The sequence below is a fragment of the Staphylococcus sp. GDY8P47P genome, from assembly GCF_016892225.1.
Taxonomy (GTDB): domain Bacteria; phylum Bacillota; class Bacilli; order Staphylococcales; family Staphylococcaceae; genus Staphylococcus; species Staphylococcus borealis.
The window spans coordinates 17,334-42,571 of the sequence record NZ_JAFENV010000031.1; the positions used below are offsets into that span (position 1 = coordinate 17,334).

A 25,238-nucleotide genomic window follows, 5' to 3' on the forward strand; every position below is an offset into this window, starting at 1 on the left:
TTAAGCGCCTTCTCAGTTCAGTCAGCTACTGCGAATTTGCAAAATAGCTTCGTTAAATTATTTATCTCCCAGCCTCTTTTTTAATAATTTGCGAAAGTTAAATCGGTATCAATTTGACCTTTAAATTGCTGAATCTCCAGTTCATGTCCATCAAGCCATGATTGAAAATTAATTGAAGTCGGGACTTGATTTTCACCTAACGTCATCCAAGCGGTTAAGTTTTGTGGTTCATACATTGAAGTATGTATTGTACCTGACCAACTTCTAAATAATTTGCTGTAAATTTCGAACTTTGGATCATTAAATAATTTAAAGGCTGTATGTTTATCTAGGGATTGTGAAGTTTGAGAAATAGTACGTTCTAATCGTTCACGTGATTCTTTCGTGTAATTTCGATTCTCGTGTGTTAAGACTTCGAAATGATTTGTACATACTTTATCATATCTAACATCAAATGAACGTGGTGTCACTTCAACGATGGCATGATTAAGCTTTTTATCCATTAAAATATAACTAAATGAGCTTCTATGTGGAAGTTCGTTTAAGAATTTAACAGCTTCATCTACATCTCTGCAATATTCTAAAACAAGGCGTCCAATCATATAACATACAAAGCCATTAGCAGGGTGTTTACGATGCATAAAGTTATAGCCCATCGTCAAACCAGCTTCATTCATACCATCCATGCGACCTGTCACTCTAGACGTAGGCCCAATTTGCGCTAGTCCTCCGTCATTAGGTTGGAATAATAAGTATCTTCCATCATATGTGGCAGGATGATAATCATAATTACGGACCATAAAATCCTTACCTTGAAATACAGTACATCCACTTTCTTTTAAATCTGTGAAACGATAATGTGCAAAATTTAATATCATTTGTTTTGTAGGTAGATTCAGTACTTCTTGCATTCCCATAATTTCTTCCCAAATTTGGGGTGCATATGTTTGAAAAACTGAATAAGTTTCATTAACATCTATATCAAAACGAGGCATACGTTTTTTCCATTCACGCTCACGATTTTCTAGTAAAGGCGTTTGTTTAAGCCATTGAGCTGTTTTAACCCCTAAATCAAAATGTGATCCTCTAAACGTCATGATATCTGAATTCACTTGTTGCATGAGAAGGCCTCCTGAAAATTCTAAATATTGTAAAATAGCATTAATTGAAAACTAATATAATTATTATTATACTGAACATGATAGCAAGAAAAATTTAAAAAACAAGGAGGGGTACTATGTTTCAGGACGCTTATTTAAAAGTATATAACAAAGTAAAAGCATGGTGGATGTATTAAACTAATGTACAATTGAAAACTTATGAAGTTTTTGAAATTCATTTTTTAATGATTATTATAAGACAAAAAAGGTATCTATTTAATGATAACAGTAAGTATGATAATATATAATATTGTAAACATACTTATTTCTATTTAGAGGTGAAACATACATGTGGGATTTAATTAAAGGTTTATTCAAATTCTTATTAAGCTTAGTAGTTATTACATCAGTAGTCGTTGGTGTAGGTGTTGTAGCATTTGCTTACATCTTCAAAAAAGACTTTGAAGATATCGAAAGAAAAACGAAAGAAATCGTTTCAGATATTGAAAGTAATAACGCGTAATTTGCGTAACAGTACCAGTAACTTCAATGTTGAGGTTACTGGTTTTTCTTTTTAATTAATGGTTTAGAGCGATTAAGAATAATTGTCATAGTGCCCCTTCTTTTAATAAAATAAAGGTAACTAGAACTTAGGAGGTATACTGATGACAACTAAGGGTTATATCGGTTCATATACGAAAAAAGAGGGTAAAGGGATTTATTTATTCGAATTAAATGAAGATAATGGTCACATTAGTGCTGTTAATACGGGTTATGAAATTGAAGCATCAACCTACCTTGCACAAACCGACGATTATTTATATGCCATTACGAAAGAGGGGACACATTGTGGAGTAGCAGCATTTAAAAAAGATCATTCAGGTGCACTAACATTAATCAATAAATGCTTAGCTTCTGAAGCGGGTACAGGCTGTTATATTTCAGTATCCACAGATCATAATTTCTTGTTTGAAGCGGTGTACGGCGCTGGTATCGCTAGAATATATCAATTAAATAAAGAGACAGGTGAAATTGTGAAGTTAATTCAAGAATTGCACCACGACTATCCACTTGGTAGTCACGAACGCCAAGAGCATTCACATGTCCATTATTTAAATGAAACACCTGACGGTAAATACGTTGTAGCTACGGATTTAGGTACTGATCGTGTTGTCACGTATGAATATAGTAGTGAAGGTTTAAAAGAGTATAAAGTGTCTCAATTTAAAGATCAAGATGGTCCTAGACACATTGCTTTTCATAAGAATGGCGAATATGCATATATTGTTCATGAATTATCTAATTATGTAAGTGTTGCTAAGTATGAGGATGGCGAATTTAAAGAAATAGAACGTCATTTAACGATTCCAGAAGATTTTAATGAAGATACTAAACTAGCTGCTGTCCGATTATCTCATGATCAACAATCGCTATATATTAGTAATCGCGGTCATGATAGTATTGCTGTTTTCACGATTACAGATGATGGTGCTGGACTAAACCCAGTAGAAATTGTTAAAAGTGGGGACCAATTTCCTAGAGATTTTAATATAACTGAATCAGATGACTACTTAGTATGTGCCCATCAAGAAGGAAATTATGACATTACCGTATTCAATAGAGATACACATACAGGTAAATTAACGCCAACAGATAATCAATACAATGCACCTGAGGGTGTACATGTTAGCTTTATTTAATAAACTATATAAATAGCCAGTCTGGGACATAAATAATATAACGATGCTACTTAGCAAATTCGCAGTAGCTGACTGAACTGAGAAGACGCTTAAATCAAGCTTTTCTCAGTTCTAGTCATCCTTGCGGAGGTGGGCGGGGCCCCAACAAAGAGAATTTCGCTAAGAAATTCTACAAGTCAAGCAACTTGGGAGTCGGGGCCCCAACACAAAAAATCACGAAAGTGATTTTACAAGCAAAGCAAGTTGGGAGTCGGACGACGAATTCAAAAGAATTCTGTCCCGCTCCCTTCTTTTCGAATGAATTTATAAATTTTTAAAAAAGGTTCTAATATATTTAAATTTACCTTTATAGGGTGGATACATTACACTTGAATCTAATCGTGTAGATTTAAAGATATATGACTTACTGTGGCTAAAAGTTTCAAAAGTATATTTACCGTGATATTGACCGATACCAGACATGCCTACACCACCAAATGGTAGTTTAGGATTTGCTAAATGCATTAATGTATCATTGATTGCGCCACCGCCGAATGATAATTCATTTAACACACGGTGTGTACTATTCTCATCTTCACTAAATAAATAGAGACTCAATGGTTTAGCTTTACTTTGCACAATATCGATTGCTTCATTGAAATCATCGTAAGTAATGATAGGCAAGAGTGGACCAAAAATTTCTTCCTGCATAATTTTAGAGTTAGGTGTGATGCCATCTAATAAAGTTGGTTCTATATAGCGCGTTGATGCATTTGTATGGCCACCGAAAATAATATGTTGTTGATGTACGTGAAGTAATTCATTTAAGCGATTAAAATGTTTATCATTGACGATGCGACCGAAGTCAGGGCTTTCCTCAATCGTGTGACCATAAAATTCCTGAATACTTTGTTTAAGCGCCTCAATCAATTCGTCTTTAACTTTCTTATTTACTAATATATAGTCTGGTGCTACACATGTTTGACCAGCATTTGTAAATTTACCAAAACTAATACGATCACTTGCAACTTTGATATTAGCTGTGTCATCTACAATAACAGGAGACTTTCCACCTAATTCAAGCGTAACAGGGACTAAATTTTTACTAGCAGCTTCATATACAATTTGACCAACTTTATCACTACCTGTAAAGAAGATATAGTCGAAAGGTAGTTGAATTAATGTTTGTGTCTCAGAAATACCTCCTTCAACAACAGCTATATAATCTGGTGTAAACACGTCTTCAATAATTTGACGAATGACTGTGGCAACATGAGGTGTTAATTCAGATGGCTTAACAAGCGCTGTATTTCCAGCTGCGATAGCGCCAATTAAGGGTTCAAATACCAATTGAACTGGATAGTTAAATGGACCAATGATTAATACTGTGCCATAAGGTTCCTGCTTAATATAACTTTTTGCAGGAAACATAAATAGAGGGGTGTCAACTTGTTTTGTTTTAGCCCAATTTTTCAATTCTTTACGTGCTGTTTTAATACTTTTTAAAGTAAATCCAATTTCTGTAGCATAGGCTTCAACAGGACTTTTTCCTAAATCTGTTTTAAGCGCATCAAGTAAATCATTTTCATGATTTTTAATGCTTTTACTTAACTGTTTTAACTGATGCTTTCGAAATTTCAAATCTTTTGTTTTATGTGTTTTAAAAAAAGCTTTACTCTCTTCGAATTGTTGCTCGATGGTCGGCAATATATGATACCTCCTAATGAATCCTTTTTAAATTAAAAAACTTTATTAAAATGTATGATGTTATTCATCATATCTATACCCTAAATTTATTTCAATAAAAATGAAGCGGGACTGAATTTTTTTAAATTCGTCGCCCGCTCCTAGCTTGCTTTGCTTGTTGAATTTCTTGATGAAATGCGCTTTGTTGGGGTCTAGCCCGCAAAGATAACTAAAACCGAGAAAAGCATACGCCCTCTCGGTTCAGTTAGCTACTGCGCATTTGCAAAGTAGTATTGTTTAATTAATAATGTCCTAGCCTTACATATATAGGCGGTTAATTAAATACCTAAATGTCTTATTTAGTTAAAGCTTCTGTAATTTGAGGTACCACTTGTTTTTTACGAGAGACAACGCCTGATAAGAATGCCATGCCATCGTCTAGTTGAACTTTAAATGCTTCGCCAACTTTGTCTTTTTCAGCACCTACGACTAAAATTTTAGAGTCACTATTAATAATATCAGTTACGACTAATACAAATAAGTCGTATTTTTCATTTGCACTTGTTTCTAACATTGCTTTTTCAAGATCTTCTTTGCGATCTAAGACTTCGTCAATGTCAACCGTGTTAACTTGTGCAATACGTGTAACATAGTCACCCATATTGAATGATTTAGCGTCCATATCTAATAATTCTTCAGCAGATTTATCCGTTGTAGATGCACCAGCTTTTAACATATCTAAGCCATATTCATCTAAATCAACATTTGCAATGTCTTTTAAATCTTTAGCAGCATTTACATCTTCATCTGTACAAGTAGGTGATTTAAATAATAAGCTATCAGAAATGATTGCTGAAATCATTAATCCAGCAATGTGTGGTTTAATTTCAAATCCACGTTCTTTATACATTTTATAAAGAATTGTAGCTGTACAACCAACTGGTTCTGCTCGATACCAAAGTGGTGAAGCAGTTTCAAAGTTTGCGATTCTGTGATGGTCTACAACGTGTTTGATCTCAGCATCAGAAATTGTTTCAGCACTTTGTTGGAATTCGTTATGATCGACTAAGATAACCTCTTGACCATCTAGGTTATCACTTAATAATTCTGGTGCTTTAACTTCAAAGTGATCTAAAGCATATTGAGTTTCAGGATTAATATCTCCTAAGCGATATGGCGTCGCTTCAGAGTTACCAGTTAATTGTTCAAAATCAGCCATGATTATAGCTGATGCGATTGCATCTGTATCTGGATTTTGATGTCCAAAAATATAAGTTTTTGCCATTGTTATTATCCACCCTTATCATTTGATTTTTCATCTTATTTTATCATGTTTTATTTAGGAACATCTACCTCTGCGCCTAATGAGTTTACAAAATGTCCCAAAGCCCACACATGACCATTTTCATTGAAAGAAGCAACACCATCTTTAGGAATAGTGATGTGATATCCTAAATTATATGCTGATACGGCAGTATGGAGAATGCAAATATCTGTACATACACCTACAATTTCAATATCTGTGATATTTCTTTCACGTAATAGGCTATCTAAAGGCGTACCGTAGAAAGAATCATAGCGACGTTTATCTAGATAATGAACATTCTCGCATTCTTTAAAATTATCATAAAATGATTTAACCTTACCATACAGGTCGCGCCCTGATGTGCCCTCAATATTATGAGGAGGGAATAACTGCGTCTCAGGGTGGAAAGGATCATTTTCATAGTGTAAATCCATCATAAAGAAAATATCTTGGTCATGTGACTGAAACGTTTCAAGACGGTTTAGGATAAACGTTTCGATATCTTGACCGGGTTTACCACATGTTAAGCGGCCATCATCTGCAATAAAATCATAAGAATAATCTACAACGATAAGTGCTTTTTTAGTCATGAGCTATCATCCTCTCGAATAAATGTTTGAGGTATTTAAAAATTGTATAATTATATAGAAACGATTAAATGATTACCTCATTAATCATTACATATATTATAGCTAATCCCATTCTAAAATGGTACATAGCCTATAGATTTAAAGATTGGAAAGTTGAGATAGGGGATACGATATGTTAATTAATGCTCAAGATTATGGACTAAAAGGACATAATAAACGCAAAGACACGAAAGCAATACAGCGCGCATTGAATAAAGCAAGATATGGTGAACACACTGTGTTTATACCGAGTGGTACGTATCATATTTCGAAAGCACTCATTATTTACGGTGCAACGACACTATTACTTGAAGATGATACCACGTTGCTAAGATGTGGTAAGGATGCCCTTTTAAAAAACGGACATCGCTTTGGCTTTTATAAAGGATATCAAGGAAATGGTCAGATTTATATTAAAGGTGGAACATTTGATATGAATGGTGGTCAATTTCCGTATAATAATACTGCAATGTCAATTGGACATACGGAAGACATTCAACTGATTGGTGTTACGGTATTAAATGTCGTAGGTGGACATGCTTTAGATGCCTGTGGTATTAATGGCTTATATATCAAGAACTGTCATTTTAAGGGATTTAATGATTTTGATGGCGACCGCTCATTTTCAGAAGCGATTCAATTGGATATACAAGTCCCAGGTGCATTCCCTAAATTTGGCACGACAGATGGAACCATTACTAAAAACGTTGTTATCGAGAATTGTTATTTCGGTGATTCTGAAGACCAACACATGCGCCCATGGAATAGAGCGATTGGCTCGCACGCAAGTAGATATAATAAATTCTATGACAATGTGCATATTAAAGATAATTGTTTTGATGGAATGGAAGATTATGCATTAACACCTCTTAAAGCTAAAAACATGATTATATCACGCAATGAATTCAAAAATTGTAAAGGTGGTATTCGATTTTTAGGTGTGAAAGATGGAAAGAATGCTGCTGACCCTAACACAGGCTTAGTTATGCCATCTCAAGCAGGTGAAAACTTCAGTGTAATTAGTAATCATTTTAGTGGGAAAATGAAAAAAGATGCCATTCATATTAGAAGTTATAATGATGTAAAACATCAGAAAGTATTTATTGCAGGGAATTCGTTTGATGATGCATCACAAACGATACATTTAGAGGATATAGCTGACCTGACTTTAAATCAGGATGAGGACATCACAATTAGGAAAATAAATATAGAATAAAACAGTTTGCAAGTAGGACAAAATGGGAGTGGGAGTGGGAGTGGGACAGAATTCTTTTAAATTCGTCGTCCCACTCCCAACTTGCTTTGCTTGTAGAATTTCTTTATGAAATTCTCTTTGTTGGGGCCCCGCCCGCAAGGGTGACTAGAACTGAGAAAAGCTTGATTTAAGCGCATTTTCAGTTCAGTCAGCTACTGCGAATTTGCAAAATAGCATCATCATATTATTTATGTCCCAGGCTCACGCCTAATTTCTATTGGCGATTGAATGCGCCTATAATTTTAACGCTGAAGTCCAATGTTTCTAAAATTGAAATAACTTTATCAAGTTCTTCACTTTTACCTATATCGGTTTGAACAAAGAAACGATACATACCTAGTTGTGTCTTAAGTGGTCTAGATTCTATCCATGACAAATTAATATCAAATAATGCAAAAGTATTGAGTATACTAGCTAACAGGCCAGCTTTGTCATGTTTCGGTGTGATTAATAACAACGTGCTAGTAGCTGTTTCACTATAGTGTTCATCACTTTTAACAACTAAAAAACGCGTAACATTATGCGGATAGTCTTGAATGTGTGCATCAATTGGTTCGAAACCATACGCTTCGCCACTACCTAGTGGCGCAATAGCAGCAACATGTGTATCGATTTTCTCCAAACTTTGTATTGTACTGTCGACATAATCATATAAGAAATGATGTCGGTGTATATATTGGCTCGTCTGACTAATCGCAGGTGCGATAGAATATACCTTTTCAATGTCCTCCAGTGAAGTGCCTTTAAGCGCGTATAGGCCAAATTTTATATCTAAATGAATTTCACCATGAGCATAAATGTCTTCTTGCGCAAGCGCATCTGCAACAATATTAATTGTTCCTTCAATTGAATTTTCAATAGGGACGATACCCACAGCATTGCTATGACTGTTAACTGCTTTAATTACCTCATAGAGATTGGATTTAGGAGAATATGTAACCTCTTCCTCTGATAAATAAGTTTTAGCTGCTAAGTATGAAAAAGTCCCTTTAGGGCCTAAATAATATAAACGCATCTTTGTTCATCACCTCGAATGATTGAACACTAGTGGAACGGACACTTAATTGACTGTGATGTCTTATAGTGAAAATTAGGATCCTTGATTTCATTATTATAACCATGATGATAGTTTGAAGTAAGGGTTGGTGAAAGTGGTGGTGCTAACCATGACCATTTTCCTGTAACATCACGATGATGAGCGTGTTCTTTTTCTTCAAATAATTGAAATTGTTTAGATGCAGTTAGATGATCTACAATTGAGACACCTTGAGATTTGAATGAATGATACACTGCATAATTTAATTCAACTAGCGTTCGATCTTTATTAAAAGAATTATTCTTAAGTGTATCAAATTCAAACGCTTCTGCAACACTTTCAAGTAAATTATAGCGGTAAGGGTCTGTGAAATTGCGCACTGCAATTTCAGTTACCATATACCACCCATTAAATGGAGCAGTTGGATACGTGATACCACCAATTTTTAAATCCATATTCGAAATAATAGGAACACCGTACCATTTTAAATTTAGTTGTTTCAATTTTGGGTACTGATCATGTTCTATATTAACTTCTTTTACTAATTCATGGGGTAACTCATATAGTTTAATTGAATCATTAGGTAACTGGTATATGAGTGGTAGTACATCAAAGTCTGTGCCTGCACCTTTCCATCCTAAATGTTCGGCCAATTGTGTTACTTCTCGTTCAGATGGATCACCACAATGTTCATAGCCTGCATACCTAATAAGTTGATTATTAAATATACGTGGTGCTTGATCAGGTGAAAAAATCGTTATATAAGGTTTGATTTTACCATCATTCGTTGCATATTTTAGATGATGGTTGATAGCATTAATAAAATCATGCTCATTGTCAACATTTCTTGCATCTTCTACATAGAGAGAATCCCAGAATAAGCGCCCAATACAACGATTAGAATTACGCCAAGCAAGTTTTGCACCATACGCTAATTCGTCAAACGTATGTGTATATGTGCCTGTATGTTGGATCTCTTCTTCTATTTCTTTTAATCTATTATCCCGTTGCGATGCATTGTAATTAAGTTCGTGATACATCGTTTCGATAAAACGTCTCGCTTCTTCTAATAACATAAGACCACCTCGGTTCATATTATAATCTAGACAATCAATTAACTCATTCAATTACATATATTGTCACGAATTTGTCTAATTGATATATTTTTTATTTTAAAAGTATCAATAAGATGTGAATACGCACTTCTAATGAATTATGATAAAATGTACTAAAACATCGTTAGGAGAGATTATGGTGTATCGATACGAAGATGACAGTTTAATGTTACATAATGACTTGTATCAAATTAATATGGCAGAAAGCTATTGGAATGATGGTATTCACGAACGAAATGCAGTATTTGACTTGTATTTTAGAAATATGCCTTTTGAGAGTGGCTATGCAGTATTTAATGGATTAAAAAGAGTAATTCAATTTATAGAACATTTTCATTTTAGTGATTCTGATATTGCGTATTTACAGTCGATTGGTTATAAAGATGATTTCTTGAATTATCTAAAGAACTTAAAGTTCACTGGTAATATACGTTCAATGCAAGAAGGTGAATTGTGCTTCGGTAATGAGCCGTTACTTCGAGTAGAAGCACCATTAATTCAAGCACAACTTATAGAAACAGTATTATTAAACATAATTAACTTCCATACGTTAATTTCAACTAAAGCAAGTCGAATCCGTCAAGTTGCACCTGATGATACTTTAATGGAATTCGGAACACGACGTGCACAAGAAATGGATGCAGCACTATGGGGGGCACGTGCTGCCTATATTGGCGGTTTTGATTCTACGAGTAATGTGCGATCAGGTAAATTATTTGGTATACCTGTTTCTGGTACGCATGCACATGCACTCGTTCAGACATATGGTGATGAGTATAAGGCGTTTAAAATCTATGCAGAACGTCATAAAAATTGCGTTTTCTTAGTAGATACGTTCCATACATTGAAATCCGGTGTGCCTACCGCAATTAAAGTGGCTAAGGAATTAGGGGATAAAATTAATTTCATTGGGATACGTTTAGATTCTGGTGATATTGCTTATTTATCTAAAGAAGCACGTAGAATGTTAGATGAAGCGGGATTCAAAGATGCTAAAATTATTGCATCTAATGACTTAGATGAACAAACAATTATGAGTTTAAAATCTCAAGGTGCTAAAGTTGATTCATGGGGTGTAGGCACTAAATTGATTACCGGTTATGATCAACCCGCTTTAGGTGCAGTGTATAAGCTTGTAGCAGTTGAAGATGATAACGGTCAATATATTGATCGAATCAAACTTTCTAACAATGCTGAGAAAGTAACTACACCAGGTAAGAAAAAGGTTTATCGCATCATTAATACAAAAACAGGTAAAGCTGAAGGCGACTATATTACGCTAGAACATGAAAATCCTAATACAGAGAAGCCTTTAAAAATGTTCCATCCAGTTCACACATACAAAATGAAACATATTAAACACTTTGAGGCGATCGATTTACATCACTCAATTTTTGAAAATGGTAAATTGGTTTATCAATTACCGAGTGAAAAAGAAGCACAAGACTATTCTAAGCATGCGCTATCTAAATTGTGGGATGAAAATAAACGCTATTTAAATCCTCAAGAATATCCGGTTGATTTAAGTACTGCTTGTTGGGATAACAAACATAAACGTATATTCGAAGTTGCAGAACACGTGAAAGAAATGGAGGAGGACAATGACTAATTTACAAGATATCGTAGTCAAAGAAATGAAAGTGAAACCAACGATTGATAGTGAACAAGAGACGCGTGACATTATACAATTCATAAAAAATTATGTACAATCACATTCATTTATTAAATCTTTAGTATTAGGTATTTCCGGTGGTCAAGATTCAACGTTGACTGGTAAATTGGCACAGATAGCGGTTGAGGAATTACGTAAAGAAGGGCGAGCGTGTCAATTTATCGCTGTGAAATTACCTTATGGTGTTCAAAAAGATGCTGAAGAGGTCGAAGACGCGCTAGATTTTATTCATCCTGATGAAATCATAACCGTTAACATTAAACCAGCAGTTGATCAAAGTGTGCAATCGTTAAGCGAAGCCGGCATTACATTAACAGATTTTCAACGTGGTAATGAAAAAGCCCGTGAACGTATGAAAGTTCAATTTTCAATTGCATCGAATCGAAGTGGCATCGTCATAGGAACTGATCATTCAGCTGAAAATATTACCGGATTCTATACGAAGTATGGTGATGGTGCTGCCGATATTGCGCCAATCTTCGGTCTGAATAAAAGACAGGGAAGACAATTATTGAAATATTTAGATGCACCAAAACATTTATACGAAAAAATCCCTACAGCAGATTTAGAGGATGATAAACCTCAACTACCTGATGAAGAAGCATTGGGTGTTACGTATGATGAAATAGATGATTATTTAGAAGGCAAGCACGTGTCAAGCGAAGCACGTGATACGATTGAAAATCACTATATCAAAAATGCCCATAAACGTGAATTAGCATATACACGTTACACTTGGCCTAAAAATTAAAAAACATTTTCTAGTGACAAAATAAACATTCACTGATAAAATTATTTCGATTTTAGATATCCATGTAAGAAAAGGGGATTAGTATGTCAGTGATAACTTCAAATCCATGGTCAATGGTATTAGCGATATTCGTTATCAACGTTTTTTACGTCACATTTTTAACTATGCGTACGATATTAACGTTAAAAGGGTATCGGCGGCAGTCAGCTTCCTTGAAGTATTAGTATATGTAGTTGGTCTTGGTATGGTGATGTCTAGTTTAGACCAAATTCAAAATATTTTTGCTTATGCGTTTGGTTTCTCTATAGGGATTTTAGTTGGTATGAAAATTGAAGAAAAACTCGCTTTAGGTTATACAGTAGTAAACGTGACATCATCGGAGTATGAGATTGATTTACCAAATGAATTGAGAAATTTAGGTTATGGTGTTACACACTACGCAGCACACGGTCGTGATGGTAGTCGAATGGTAATGCAAATATTAACGCCAAGACGTTATGAACGTAAATTAATGGAAACAGTGCGCAATTTAGATGCGAAAGCATTCATCATAGCGTATGAACCTAGAGCGATTCATGGTGGCTTCTGGACGAAAGGTGTTCGTACTCGAAAAGTTAAAGCATATGAAGTTGAAGAAATTGAAAGTGTTGTGGAACATGATGAAATTCAAAGTAAATGACAATGAAACCATCTCAGAATGTCTATCACGTATGCGTGAAGAAGGGTATATGCCAGTTAAACGAATCGAAAAACCAATATATACTGAAGATGAAGAGGGTAATATCGTTGTTCTAAGACAAGATATTCAATTTGTTGGTAAGAAGCTTTAATATTAAAAATTAATGAAATATAGCTTGATTAAGAGTGAAAAGAAGGGTATTCAAAACTTCTTTTCACTCTTTTTATAATTCTATTGTTAATGGATGAGTGTATTATTTAAAAGAAATCTATTATACTAAGTTTGTAAAAAAAGATTTATACATTTGATATATAATCTGTTAAACTAAAATTGAAGTCTTAAAGACGAACTATTTTAGATAATTTACGTTTAATGTACAGTTTTGAATTATAAATTTTATACATAGAATAGGAGATTAGAAATGATTGATCGTTATTCAAGAGAAGAAATGGCAAATATTTGGACTGATCAAAACAGATACGAAGCTTGGTTAGAGGTTGAAATCTTAGCTTGTGAAGCTTGGAGTGAATTAGGCCACATCCCTAAAGAAGATGTACAAAAGATAAGACAGAACGCTAAAGTTGATGTGCAACGCGCACAAGAAATTGAACAAGAAACACGTCACGATGTTGTTGCTTTTACAAGACAAGTTTCAGAAACTTTAGGTGAAGAACGTAAATGGGTACACTATGGTTTAACTTCAACAGATGTCGTTGATACAGCACTAAGCTATGTAATTAAACAAGCTAACGAAATTATAGAAAAAGATATTGAGCGTTTCATAGATGTTTTAGAACAAAAAGCGAAAAAATATAAATATACATTGATGATGGGGCGTACTCACGGTGTACACGCTGAACCAACGACGTTCGGTGTGAAAATGGCATTGTGGTACACTGAAATGAAACGAAATTTAAAACGATTCAAAGAAGTTCGGAAAGAAATTGAAGTGGGTAAAATGAGTGGTGCAGTTGGTACATTTGCTAATATTCCACCTGAAATAGAACACTATGTATGTGAGCACTTAGGTATTGATACAGCACCAGTTTCAACACAAACATTACAACGTGATCGTCATGCATACTATATCGCTACGTTAGCTTTAATAGCTACATCACTTGAAAAATTTGCTGTTGAAATTCGTAATTTACAAAAAACTGAAACACGAGAAGTTGAAGAAGCATTTGCAAAGGGCCAAAAAGGTTCATCAGCGATGCCTCATAAACGTAATCCTATTGGTTCAGAAAATATCACAGGTATTTCTAGAGTAATCAGAGGGTATATTACAACTGCATACGAGAATGTGCCACTGTGGCATGAACGTGATATCTCTCACTCTTCAGCTGAACGTATCATGTTGCCAGATGTTACAATTGCGTTGAATTATGCATTAAATCGTTTTACAAACATTGTAGATAGATTGACTGTGTTTGAAGATAATATGAGAAATAACATCGATAAAACATTCGGATTAATCTTCTCACAACGTGTACTATTAGCATTAATCAATAAAGGCATGGTTCGTGAAGAAGCTTATGATAAAGTACAACCTAAAGCGATGGAATCTTGGGAAACGAAAACACCTTTCCGTCAATTATTAGAGAAAGATGAAACGATCACAAATGTACTTTCTAAAGAAGAATTAGATGAATGTTTCAACCCTGAACACCATTTAAATCAAGTTGATACTATTTTCAAACGTGCAGGATTAGAATAATAAGTGACTGTTTTCATTTAAAATACTACACTTTAACTATTTAATGCGTTAAAATGAGAGTATATTGAAAACGGATTATAGGGGTTGTTTGAGATGCAAATAGAGAAATTACGAGGTCAAGCGTTAGATGAACTTTTTGATGCAATTCTTACACTTGAAAATAGAGAAGAATGTTATCAATTCTTTGATGATTTATGCACTGTTAATGAACTTCAATCGTTATCTCAAAGACTACAAGTTGCTAAGATGATTAAACAGGGTTATACCTATGCTACTATCGAAAAGGAATCTGGTGCCTCAACAGCAACAATTTCCAGAGTAAAGCGTTCATTACAATGGGGTAATGATGCGTATACGATGATTTTGGAACGACTAAATATAGAAACGAAAAAATAATATATCATAACGTTAAACGCTAAGTTATAACGTGAATTGCTCCCTTCGAAATGGTCATTCATTTGAATATTTTGGAGGGAGCATTTTATCTGTACGTTCAATGCGAAGGGATAACTGTTTATAAATATAGGTTTAAAATTAATTTTTTTCACAAGTGTAACTGCAAATAATTATAATTTGTTTTCCTTATAAACTGTATAATTTCCAATGATTCTATTTAGAATTGGCACCCTAAAAATGATATAATTTGGTGTATGTTAAAAAAAGGAGTTAAGGGATTATGTATGACATTAAAGCGTGGCAACATGTGTTCAAATTAGATCCTGCAAAAGAAATTAGTGATAACGATTTAGATACACTATGTATGTCAAATACAGATGCTATCATGATTGGTGGCACAGATAATGTTACTGAAGATAATGTCATTCATTTGATGAGTAGAGTAAGAAGATATCCATTACCATTAGTTCTTGAAATATCTAATATTGAAAGTATTATTCCGGGCTTTGATTTTTATTTTGTACCTACAGTGTTAAATAGTCAGGATACGACATATCATAACGGGATAATGCATCAAGCCTTGAAGCAATTCGGTTTTATGGTTAATTTTGACGAAGTCGTGTTAGAAGGTTATCTCGTGCTTAATCCAGATAGTAAAGTAGCACAACTAACACAGGCTAATACGAATTTAGATATTGAAGATGTAGAGGCATATGCACAAATGGTAAATGAGATGTATAAATTGCCAATGATGTACATTGAATATAGTGGGAAATATGGTGATGTTGCGACGGTTGAAGCTGCATCACGTTTATTAACGAATACGCAATTGGTGTATGGCGGTGGTATTACGTCTATTGAACAAGCTAGAGAAATGTCACAACATGCAGACACTATTGTAGTAGGTAATATTATTTATGAAGACATTAAAAAAGCGATAAAAACAGTAAAAATAAAAAAGGAGTCTAATAAATGAATTCATTAGTTGATCATATGAATAAAGAGCAAAGTGAAGCGGTAAGAACGACAGAAGGTCCATTGTTAATTATGGCCGGCGCTGGTTCAGGTAAAACGAGAGTGTTAACGCATCGTATCGCCTATTTATTAGATGAAAAAGACGTTTCTCCTTACAATATATTAGCGATTACTTTTACTAATAAAGCCGCTAAAGAAATGAAAGAACGTGTTGAACAATTAGTAGGTGAAGAGGCACAAGTGATTTGGATGTCTACCTTCCACTCTATGTGCGTAAGAATATTGCGACGTGATGCAGATAGAATAGGCATTGAACGTAATTTTACAATTATTGATCCAACCGATCAAAAATCTGTCATTAAAGATGTCCTTAAAAATGAAAATATCGACAGTAAACGTTTTGAACCAAGAATGTTTATTGGTGCAATTAGTAATTTGAAGAATGAACTCAAAACACCTGAAGATGCAATTAATGAGGCGAATGACTTCCATTCACAAATGGTTGCTACGGTTTATAGTGGGTATCAACGTCAATTGACGCGTAATGAAGCACTTGATTTTGATGATTTGATTATGAAGACAATTCAGCTATTTGAGCGTATTCCAGATGCACTTGAATACTATCAGAACAAATTCCAATACATTCATGTAGACGAATACCAAGATACGAACAAAGCGCAATATACTTTAGTGAAGTTATTAGCTAGTAAATTCAAAAATCTTTGTGTAGTTGGTGACTCAGATCAGTCTATTTATGGCTGGAGAGGTGCAGATATTCAAAATATCTTATCATTTGAAGAAGATTATCCTAATGCTAAAACAATATTTTTAGAACAAAATTATCGTTCGACTAAGACGATTTTAACTGCAGCCAATGAGGTCATCAAACATAATTCAGAGAGAAAACCAAAAGGGTTGTGGACAGCAAATACAGGTGGCGAAAAAATCAAATACTATGAAGCAATGACAGAACGTGATGAAGCTGAATATGTAGTTAGAGAAATTATGAAGCACCGTAAAGCTGGAAAAGATTATAGTGATATGGCAATACTTTATCGAACAAATGCGCAATCACGTGTCTTAGAGGAAACGTTTATGAAATCTAATCTTCCTTACACGATGGTTGGTGGTCAAAAGTTCTATGACCGTAAAGAAATCAAAGACTTACTAAGTTATTTAAGAATAGTTGCCAATAGTAATGACGATATCAGCTTACAACGTGTCATTAATGTGCCTAAACGCGGCATTGGCCCTTCATCTGTTGAGAAAATTCAACGCTATGCGATGGATAATAATATTAGTATGTTTGATGCTTTGGCAGAAGTAGACTTTATTGGTCTTTCGAAAAAGGTAACGCAAGAATGTATTAAGTTTTATGAACTGATTCAAAACTTAATCAAAGAACAGGAATTTCTAGAAGTAAGTGAAATTGTTGTTGAAATCTTAGATAAATCAGGATATAGAGACATGCTTGAACGTGAACAAACGATAGAGTCACGTAGTAGATTAGAGAATATCGATGAGTTTATGTCCGTACCAAAAGATTATGAAGAGAATACTCCTTTAGAAGAACAATCACTTATTAACTTTTTAACAGATTTATCATTAGTGGCGGATATTGATGAAGCGCAAATTGAAAATGGCGTAACACTTATGACAATGCACTCAGCGAAAGGGTTAGAATTCCCAGTCGTATTCTTAATGGGAATGGAAGAATCACTATTTCCTCATATTCGTGCAATTAAGAGTGATGATGACCATGAAATGGAGGAAGAACGTCGTATTTGTTATGTAGCCATAACTAGAGCTGAAGAAGTATTATATATTACGCATGCGACATCTCGTATGTTGTATGGTCGTTCACAATCTAATATGCCTTCAAGATTCTTACGTGAAATTCCTGAAGATTTATTAGAAACGCCAGCTAAGCAACAACGTCAAACGATTACGCCTAAAACATCAAAACAACCTAAACGCGGATTTAGCAAACGCACTACATCATCAAAAAAACAAGTTTCAGCTTCTGACTGGAATGTCGGAGATAAAGTGACTCATAAAGCATGGGGCGAAGGCATGGTAAGCAATGTCAATGAGAAAAATGGTTCTGTTGAATTGGACATTATATTTAAATCAGAGGGGCCTAAACGTCTCTTAGCACAATTTGCACCAATCGAGAAAAAGGAGGATTAATGTATGGACAATATCCAAAATCGTGTGAAAGCGTTACATGATTTATTAAATCAATATGGCTATGAATACTATGTACAAGATAATCCTTCTGTACCTGATAGTGAATACGATAAATTATTACGTGAATTAATTGATATTGAAGAAGCACACCCTGAATTAAAATCACCTGATTCACCTACCGTTCGTGTAGGTGGAGAGATGCAATCATCGTTCGAGAAAGTGAACCATGATACACCAATGTTAAGTTTAGGTAATGCTTTCAATGAGCAAGAGTTGCGTCGATTTGATCAACGTATTCGTGAACAAGTTGGTAAAGTTGAATATATGTGTGAATTGAAAATAGATGGTCTAGCTGTATCACTCAAATATGTGGATGGTCGTTTCGTTCAAGGTTTGACACGAGGCGATGGAACGACGGGGGAAGACATCACTGAAAATTTACGTACCATACATGCGATTCCATTGAAAATTAATGAGCCACTTAGTTTTGAAGTGCGTGGTGAAGCTTATATGCCACGTAGTTCTTTCATAAGACTCAATGAAGAAAAAGAAAAAAATGATGAACAACCATTTGCGAATCCACGTAATGCTGCAGCAGGTTCATTAAGACAACTCGATCCGAAATTAGCTGCTAAACGTAAATTGAGCGTATTTTTATACAGTGTTAATGATTTTACAGATTTTAAAGCAACCACTCAAAGTGGTGCGTTAGATGAGTTAGATCGCTTAGGATTTAAGACAAATCATGAACGTGCACGTGTTGATGATATTGAAGGTGTATTAGCATACATTGAGAAATGGACAAATCAACGTGAACAACTACCTTATGATATTGATGGTATTGTAATAAAAGTAAATGACATAGAGCAACAAGATGAAATGGGATACACACAGAAATCTCCAAGATGGGCTATTGCATATAAGTTCCCAGCTGAAGAAGTCGTTACAACGCTACAAGATATTGAGTTAAGTATTGGTAGAACAGGCGTTGTGACCCCAACGGCAATTCTCAATCCAGTACGAGTTGCTGGAACAACAGTTTCTAGAGCATCATTACATAATGAAGATTTAATACGTGAACGTGATATTAGAATTGGGGATAGCGTCGTAGTTAAAAAAGCTGGTGACATCATTCCAGAAGTTGTAAGAAGTATCACGGAGCGTCGTCCAGAAGGTACGTTACCTTATTCTATGCCTACGCATTGTCCAAGTTGTGGTCATGAATTGGTAAGAATCGAGGGTGAAGTTGCATTGCGTTGTATTAATCCAAAGTGTCAAGCACAACTAGTTGAAGGGTTAATTCACTTTGTATCACGTCAGGCAATGAATATAGATGGTTTAGGCACAAAAATAATCCAGCAACTCTATCATCATGAAGTGATTAAAGATGTGGCTGACATTTTCTACTTAACTGAAGATGATTTATTACCACTAGAGCGCATGGGTTCTAAAAAAGTAGACAATTTACTTAAAGCTATTGATGATGCTAAAGCCAATTCATTAGAGCATTTGCTATTTGGTTTAGGTATTCGCCATCTGGGTGTAAAAGCGAGTCAAGTTTTAGCTGAGAAATATGAAACAATGGATCGTTTATTTGAAGTGACCGAAGAGGAACTTATTAGTATACATGACATTGGTGATAAATTAGCACAATCAGTAGTGACTTACTTAGAAAATGAAGATATAAAAGCACTGATTGAAAAATTAAAAAACAAATATGTCAATATGGTTTATAATGGAATTAAGACGTCTGACATAGAAGGTCACCCTGATTTTAAAGATAAAATCATCGTTTTAACAGGGAAATTACAACAGTTAACACGTAAAGAAGCATCCGCTTGGTTAGAATTACAAGGTGCGAAAGTTACAAGTAGTGTGACAAAAAATACGGATTTAGTAATTGCGGGTGAAGATGCTGGTTCTAAATTAACTAAGGCTGAAAAGTTTGGTACTGAAATTTGGACAGAAGAACAATTTGTGGCAAAACAAAATGAAATATCAAGTTAGAGGAGAACGGCAATGAAGCGGACCCTATTTTTAATTTTAACGTCGCTTGTGCTGTTAGCGGCATGTGGCAATGACAATGATAATAAAAATAATCAATCTGTAAATAAGCAAGAATCAAAATCAGACTCAAATAATGTTAAGACAATAGCAACAGATAAAAATGTACAAGGTGATAATTACCGTACGATTCTGCCATTTAAAGAAAGCAAGGCGCGTGGCGTATTACAAGATAATATGGCAAATAGCTACAATGGTGATGATTTTGAAAGTGGTTTATTGAAATTAAGTAAAGATGTCTTTCCAACTGACGACTATCTATATCAAGATGGTCAATATTTAGATAAAGATACGATTAATAGTTACTTAAATCCTAAATACACTAAAAAAGAAATAGATAAGATGAGTGATAAAGAGAAGGAATCAAACAATGCGAGTGAAAATTTAGGTTTGAATCCATCACATAAAGGTGAGGATGATCCGGAAAAAATCGCAGAACAATCACCTGCGTATTTATCTAACATACTTGAACAAGATTTCTATGATAGTGGTGATACTAAAGGTAAAAATATAAAAGGTATGACAATTGGTTTAGCCATGAATAGTGTCTATTACTATCAAAAAGAAAAAGATGGAGAGACTTATAGTAAGGAACTTGATGATAAGGAAATTGAAAAACAAGGTAAACAAATGGCTTCCGAAATCTTAACGAGATTAAGAGCCAATGATGACCTTAAAGATATTCCTATTCATTTTGCGATTTATAAACAATCAGATCAAAATTCAATTACTCCAGGTGAATTCATCGCCAATACTACAGTGGATGATGACCAAACTAAAATTAATAAATGGAATAAAATTGATCAAGTTTCAGCACTCTTACCTTCATCAACAGCTGAAAAGTATAATGAGAATTTAAATAATAATTTCAAGCAATTCAATAATAATCTACAATCTTACTTTACTAATTTTACGCAAGCAGTAGGTAAAGTGAAATTTGAAGGTAAGAAACCAACTCAATTAACAATAGACTTACCGATTGATTACTATGGTCAAGCTGAGACGATTGGTATTACGCAGTATGTTACAGAACAAGCGCAGAAATACTTTGATAATATCGATAGTTATGAAATTCGCATTAAAGATGGCAATACGCCAAGAGCTCTAATTAGTAAATCTAAAGAGGATAAAGAACCTCAAGTTCATATTTATAATAATTAATTAAAAAACTACGGATAATACCTAAATGATAGGCTATCCGTAGTTTTTAATATAATCATGCTACTTTTCACGAACAATTGATTTAACTTTTTCAATGTCTCGTTCAACAAAGTCACCAGGATGTTGCGTTAACAAACTAACAACATAGGTAACAATAACACTAACTAAGAAACCTGGAATGATTTCATACATGCCAAAAATTTCATTGATACCAGCTAGAGGTTTAATCCATACAATCCATATAATGACCACGAGCGCACCAGCTACCATACCACTAATCGCACCAGCTCGAGTTAACTTCTTCCAGTAAAGTGAGAATAATACTAATGGACTGAAAGATGCGCCAAAGCCTGCCCAAGCATTACCAACCAAATTCAGAATCGTGTCATTAGGAGACCATGCAATTGCGATAGCAACAATGGCAACGGCTAATACAGAAAGTCTACCAACCAATACGAATTCTTTTTGATGTGATTTTGCGCGTTCTTCACCACGAATTAATTTATAGAAGTCTTCTGTTAAGGAACTTGAAGTAACCAATAATTGTGATGAAATCGTGCTCATAATTGCTGCAAGAATGGCGGCTAATAAGAAACCACCTACTAACGGGTGAAATAAAATTTGACTCATAATGATGAATAACGTTTCAGGATCATCCATTTTAACGTGATTGTCTGGTATAAACGCAATACCAGTTAAACCAACGCCTACAGCACCTAGTAGGCCAACAGTCATCCAACTAATACCTAATCGACGTGCTTTAGGTAACATTTTATGTGACTTTATAGACATAAATCTTACAATGATGTGAGGTTGACCAAAATAACCTAGACCCCAAGCAAATAGAGAAATAATACCAAGTGTAGTCGTACCTCTAAATAAGTCCATATTCGTTGGTTTCATTTCAGCTACTCGAGAAAAAGTATCCCAACCATTAAGTTGCAATATAGCAACGATAGGAACCATAACCATCGCGATTAACATAATGACGCCTTGGAAGAAATCGGTAATCGATACAGCCAAGTAACCTCCGAAGAAAGTATAGGCAATCACGATGACAGCAACGAGTAGTAATCCAAAGTGATAGTTTAATCCAAATGCACTTTCAAACAGCTTACCACCAGATACAAAGCCAGAGTGAGTATATAATGTGAAGAATACTACAATGATTAAACCAGAAATAATTTTAATAATATTTTCTTTATCATTAAGTCGATTTTTGAAGAAATCAGGAAGGGTGATTGCATCGCCTGCCACTTCTGTATACACTCTCAATCTTGGTGCCACAATAAGATAGTTGACATAGGCACCTAATGTAAGTCCGATCGTTATCCAAATTGCTGATAGGCCTGTGCTATAGACTGAACCTGGAAGCCCCATAATCATCCAACCGCTCATGTCTGATGCACCGGCAGACAATGCTGTAATATATGGTCCGATATTTCGACCACCAAGCATATATTCACTTAAGTTACCCGTAGCTTGTTTGTAGCCGTAATAACCAATAATAAGCAAAATAATAAAATAAATCGCAATCATTATGTATGTTTGCCAATTGGTATTCACTTGACTAGGCAAGCTTGCTCCTAAAATAAGCATATAGAAATACCCCCTTTGATTTTAACGAAGTAGATACATAGATGTTTAATAAACTTTGATAAATTTTAAATACATATGTATGCAACCTTTTTAATTAATTTAGTTACATGTAATATTATACAATGTGATGAATGGTTTAGAGAAGTGTTAATTTTTATTTTTAAAAAGAAAAACACTTTAAACACTTAATAATAAAGGGTTTTTAAAAAACGGAAATTAGCAATCATATTGTCCATGATGTGTATATTTAAATGTTTAATGTCCTTAAATGCAAATTATAGACCACATATATGTCAAAAATTATAATTGAGTTACATTAATTGTGGTGCAAAAAGATCTTGTTTTTCTATCAATTAACCATTCACAATGCTTTACCGTTGTGTTGATTCAATAAATATTTAGATTTTTAGGTGAAAATTTGATACAATTTTATGATGAATGAGTAATAAGGAGGCTTTTAATAAATGACTAAAGTTACACGCGAAGAGGTTGAACATATAGCACATTTAGCAAGACTTCAAATTTCTGAAGAAGAAACTGAAGAAATGGCTAATACACTTGAAAGTATCTTAGATTTTGCTAAGCAAAATGATACAGCAGATACAGAAGGTATTGAACCAACGTATCACGTATTAGATTTACAAAATGTGTTACGTGATGATGAAGCAATCGAGGGCATTCCTCAAGAACTTGCATTAAAAAATGCTAAAGAGACAGAAAATGGTCAATTTAAAGTACCAGCTATCATGAATGAGGAGGAAGCTTAAGATGAGTATTCGTTATGAATCAGTTGAAAAATTATCAGAAATGATTAAAAACAATGAGATTAAGCCTTCAGAAGTTGTCAAAGACATCTATGATGCAATTGAAGAAACGGATCCTACAATTAAATCATTTTTAGCATTAGATAAAGATAATGCAATTAAAAAAGCTAAAGAATTAGATGAATTACAAGCAAAAGGCCAAATGGAAGGTAAATTGTTTGGTATTCCAATGGGAATCAAAGACAACATTATTACTAAAGACGTGGAAACAACATGTGCAAGTAAAATGTTAGAAGGATTTGTTCCTATTTATGAATCAACTGTAATGAATAAATTACATGATGAAAATGCCATTTTAATCGGTAAACTTAACATGGATGAGTTTGCTATGGGTGGTTCTACAGAAACATCATACTTTAAACAAACAGTTAATCCATTCGATCATAAAGCTGTACCAGGTGGTTCATCTGGTGGTTCTGCAGCAGCAGTTGCAGCGGGATTAGTACCGTTTAGTTTAGGGTCAGATACTGGTGGCTCAATTCGTCAACCAGCAGCATATTGTGGTGTCGTAGGAATGAAACCAACTTATGGACGCGTTTCACGTTTCGGATTAGTTGCATTTGCATCATCACTAGATCAAATAGGACCAATTACACGTAATGTTAAAGATAACGCTATCGTGTTAGAAACGATTTCTGGCGTTGATAGAAATGACTCTACAAGTGCACCAGTTGAAGACGTTGACTTCACATCAGATATTGGTAAAGATATTAAAGGTTTAAGAGTAGCGTTACCAAAAGAGTATTTAGGTGAAGGTATCAATGAAGATGTTAAAGAAGCTGTTAAGAATGCAGTTGAGACACTTAAATCTTTAGGTGCAGAAGTTGAAGAAGTTTCACTTCCAAATACTAAATATGGTATTCCATCATATTATGTTATTGCGTCATCTGAAGCATCAGCAAACTTAGCTCGCTTTGATGGTATTCGTTATGGTTACCATTCTAAAGAAGCTCAAACATTAGAAGAATTATATAAAATGTCTAGATCTGAAGGTTTTGGCGCTGAAGTTAAACGCCGTATCTTCTTAGGTACTTTCGCGTTAAGTTCTGGATATTATGATGCATACTATAAAAAATCACAAAAAGTTAGAACATTGATTAAAAATGACTTTGATAAAGTATTTGAAAACTATGACGTAGTTGTAGGACCAACAGCACCAACGACTGCATTTAACTTAGGTGATGAAATTGATGATCCTTTAACTATGTATGCTAATGACTTATTAACTACACCTGTTAACTTAGCTGGTTTACCAGGTATTTCTGTTCCTTGTGGGCAATCAAACGGTAGACCAATCGGCTTACAATTTATCGGTAAACCTTTTGATGAAAAGACGTTATATCGTGTGGCATATCAATATGAAACACAATTCAACTTACATGACGCATATGAAAAATTATAAGG

At 34.3% G+C, this 25,238-nt stretch carries 21 protein-coding genes and 1 pseudogene; 15 read left to right on the forward strand and 7 right to left on the reverse strand.

Going from position 1 to position 25,238, the window contains the following annotated elements:
• Positions 1-80: 80 nt before the first annotated feature.
• Entirely contained in the window at positions 81-1,121 is a 1,041-nt protein-coding gene (locus JVV30_RS11250) for a C45 family autoproteolytic acyltransferase/hydrolase (RefSeq protein WP_070855044.1), read from the reverse strand.
• 328 nt (positions 1,122-1,449) lie between these two features.
• Here JVV30_RS11250 and JVV30_RS11255 point away from each other — a divergent pair, with 328 nt between their 5' ends.
• Both JVV30_RS11255 and pglS read left to right on the forward strand, forming a co-directional pair.
• A complete protein-coding gene (locus JVV30_RS11255) occupies positions 1,450-1,623 on the forward strand; it encodes a hypothetical protein (protein ID WP_011275337.1) in 174 nt (57 codons plus the stop codon).
• 142 nt (positions 1,624-1,765) lie between these two features.
• The gene (gene pglS, locus JVV30_RS11260; RefSeq protein ID WP_053030400.1) at positions 1,766-2,800 is read left to right on the forward strand and encodes a 6-phosphogluconolactonase; all 1,035 of its coding nucleotides are present in this window, start codon (positions 1,766-1,768) and stop codon (positions 2,798-2,800) included.
• A gap of 303 nt (positions 2,801-3,103) precedes the next feature.
• Here the strand turns inward: pglS and JVV30_RS11265 are convergent, their stop codons facing one another.
• The 3 genes from JVV30_RS11265 to JVV30_RS11275 all read right to left on the reverse strand — a co-directional run bounded on the left by JVV30_RS11265 (position 3,104) and on the right by JVV30_RS11275 (position 6,361).
• Complete coding sequence (locus JVV30_RS11265; RefSeq protein ID WP_070855043.1) at positions 3,104-4,486, reverse strand: aldehyde dehydrogenase; 1,383 nt, start codon at positions 4,484-4,486, stop codon at positions 3,104-3,106.
• A gap of 334 nt (positions 4,487-4,820) precedes the next feature.
• Positions 4,821-5,750, reverse strand: a complete 930-nt coding sequence (locus JVV30_RS11270; protein ID WP_053030398.1) for a manganese-dependent inorganic pyrophosphatase — start codon at positions 5,748-5,750, stop codon at positions 4,821-4,823.
• Between the two features lie 50 nt (positions 5,751-5,800).
• Positions 5,801-6,361 (reverse strand): cysteine hydrolase family protein, encoded by a 561-nt coding sequence (locus JVV30_RS11275; protein WP_070855042.1) that lies wholly within the window; start codon positions 6,359-6,361, stop codon positions 5,801-5,803.
• A gap of 172 nt (positions 6,362-6,533) precedes the next feature.
• Here JVV30_RS11275 and JVV30_RS11280 point away from each other — a divergent pair, with 172 nt between their 5' ends.
• A complete protein-coding gene (locus JVV30_RS11280; protein ID WP_070855041.1) occupies positions 6,534-7,616 on the forward strand; it encodes a glycosyl hydrolase family 28-related protein in 1,083 nt (360 codons plus the stop codon).
• A gap of 253 nt (positions 7,617-7,869) precedes the next feature.
• Here JVV30_RS11280 and JVV30_RS11285 read toward each other — a convergent pair whose 3' ends face one another.
• Entirely contained in the window at positions 7,870-8,670 is an 801-nt protein-coding gene (locus JVV30_RS11285; protein WP_204194261.1) for a prephenate dehydratase, read from the reverse strand.
• Between the two features lie 29 nt (positions 8,671-8,699).
• On the reverse strand, positions 8,700-9,767 hold the full coding sequence (locus JVV30_RS11290) for a nitric oxide synthase oxygenase (RefSeq protein ID WP_070855039.1): 1,068 nt from the start codon (positions 9,765-9,767) through the stop codon (positions 8,700-8,702).
• 178 nt (positions 9,768-9,945) lie between these two features.
• On the opposite strand from JVV30_RS11290, the gene JVV30_RS11295 reads away from it, so the two are divergent.
• From JVV30_RS11295 to JVV30_RS11340, 10 genes and pseudogenes are all read left to right on the forward strand, one after another.
• A complete protein-coding gene (locus JVV30_RS11295; protein ID WP_070855046.1) occupies positions 9,946-11,415 on the forward strand; it encodes a nicotinate phosphoribosyltransferase in 1,470 nt (489 codons plus the stop codon).
• Entirely contained in the window at positions 11,408-12,229 is an 822-nt protein-coding gene (gene nadE, locus JVV30_RS11300) for an ammonia-dependent NAD(+) synthetase (protein WP_070855038.1), read from the forward strand. Before JVV30_RS11295 ends, nadE begins: the two co-directional genes overlap by 8 nt.
• Before the next feature lie 83 nt (positions 12,230-12,312).
• Positions 12,313-12,908, forward strand: a pseudogene (locus JVV30_RS11305) (DUF2179 domain-containing protein).
• Positions 12,889-13,059, forward strand: coding sequence for an NETI motif-containing protein (locus JVV30_RS11310; RefSeq protein ID WP_070855045.1), 171 nt, complete (start codon positions 12,889-12,891; stop codon positions 13,057-13,059). The pseudogene JVV30_RS11305 and the gene JVV30_RS11310 overlap by 20 nt, the downstream one beginning before the upstream one ends.
• 270 nt (positions 13,060-13,329) lie before the next feature.
• A complete protein-coding gene (gene purB / locus JVV30_RS11315) occupies positions 13,330-14,625 on the forward strand; it encodes an adenylosuccinate lyase (RefSeq protein ID WP_070855037.1) in 1,296 nt (431 codons plus the stop codon).
• Positions 14,626-14,718: 93 nt separating this feature from the next.
• Positions 14,719-15,021, forward strand: a complete 303-nt coding sequence (locus tag JVV30_RS11320) for a YerC/YecD family TrpR-related protein (protein ID WP_011275350.1) — start codon at positions 14,719-14,721, stop codon at positions 15,019-15,021.
• A gap of 280 nt (positions 15,022-15,301) precedes the next feature.
• Positions 15,302-15,997: a heptaprenylglyceryl phosphate synthase gene (pcrB, locus tag JVV30_RS11325; RefSeq protein ID WP_053030390.1), complete on the forward strand. Its 696-nt coding sequence runs from the start codon at positions 15,302-15,304 to the stop codon at positions 15,995-15,997.
• Positions 15,994-18,186, forward strand: coding sequence for a DNA helicase PcrA (pcrA, locus tag JVV30_RS11330; protein ID WP_053030389.1), 2,193 nt, complete (start codon positions 15,994-15,996; stop codon positions 18,184-18,186). Before pcrB ends, pcrA begins: the two co-directional genes overlap by 4 nt.
• Before the next feature lie 3 nt (positions 18,187-18,189).
• On the forward strand, positions 18,190-20,193 hold the full coding sequence (ligA, locus tag JVV30_RS11335; protein ID WP_204194262.1) for an NAD-dependent DNA ligase LigA: 2,004 nt from the start codon (positions 18,190-18,192) through the stop codon (positions 20,191-20,193).
• Between the two features lie 12 nt (positions 20,194-20,205).
• Positions 20,206-21,411 carry a CamS family sex pheromone protein gene (locus JVV30_RS11340; protein WP_053030387.1) on the forward strand — a complete coding sequence of 402 codons (1,206 nt, stop codon included), beginning with the start codon at positions 20,206-20,208 and terminating at the stop codon, positions 21,409-21,411.
• Positions 21,412-21,471: 60 nt separating this feature from the next.
• Here JVV30_RS11340 and putP read toward each other — a convergent pair whose 3' ends face one another.
• The gene (gene putP / locus JVV30_RS11345; RefSeq protein ID WP_070855035.1) at positions 21,472-23,010 is read right to left on the reverse strand and encodes a sodium/proline symporter PutP; all 1,539 of its coding nucleotides are present in this window, start codon (positions 23,008-23,010) and stop codon (positions 21,472-21,474) included.
• Positions 23,011-23,474: 464 nt separating this feature from the next.
• On the opposite strand from putP, the gene gatC reads away from it, so the two are divergent.
• Both gatC and gatA read left to right on the forward strand, forming a co-directional pair.
• Positions 23,475-23,777: an Asp-tRNA(Asn)/Glu-tRNA(Gln) amidotransferase subunit GatC gene (gene gatC, locus JVV30_RS11350; RefSeq protein ID WP_011275356.1), complete on the forward strand. Its 303-nt coding sequence runs from the start codon at positions 23,475-23,477 to the stop codon at positions 23,775-23,777.
• A gap of 1 nt (position 23,778) precedes the next feature.
• Positions 23,779-25,236 (forward strand): Asp-tRNA(Asn)/Glu-tRNA(Gln) amidotransferase subunit GatA, encoded by a 1,458-nt coding sequence (gatA, locus tag JVV30_RS11355; RefSeq protein ID WP_053030385.1) that lies wholly within the window; start codon positions 23,779-23,781, stop codon positions 25,234-25,236.
• Positions 25,237-25,238 lie beyond the last annotated feature (2 nt).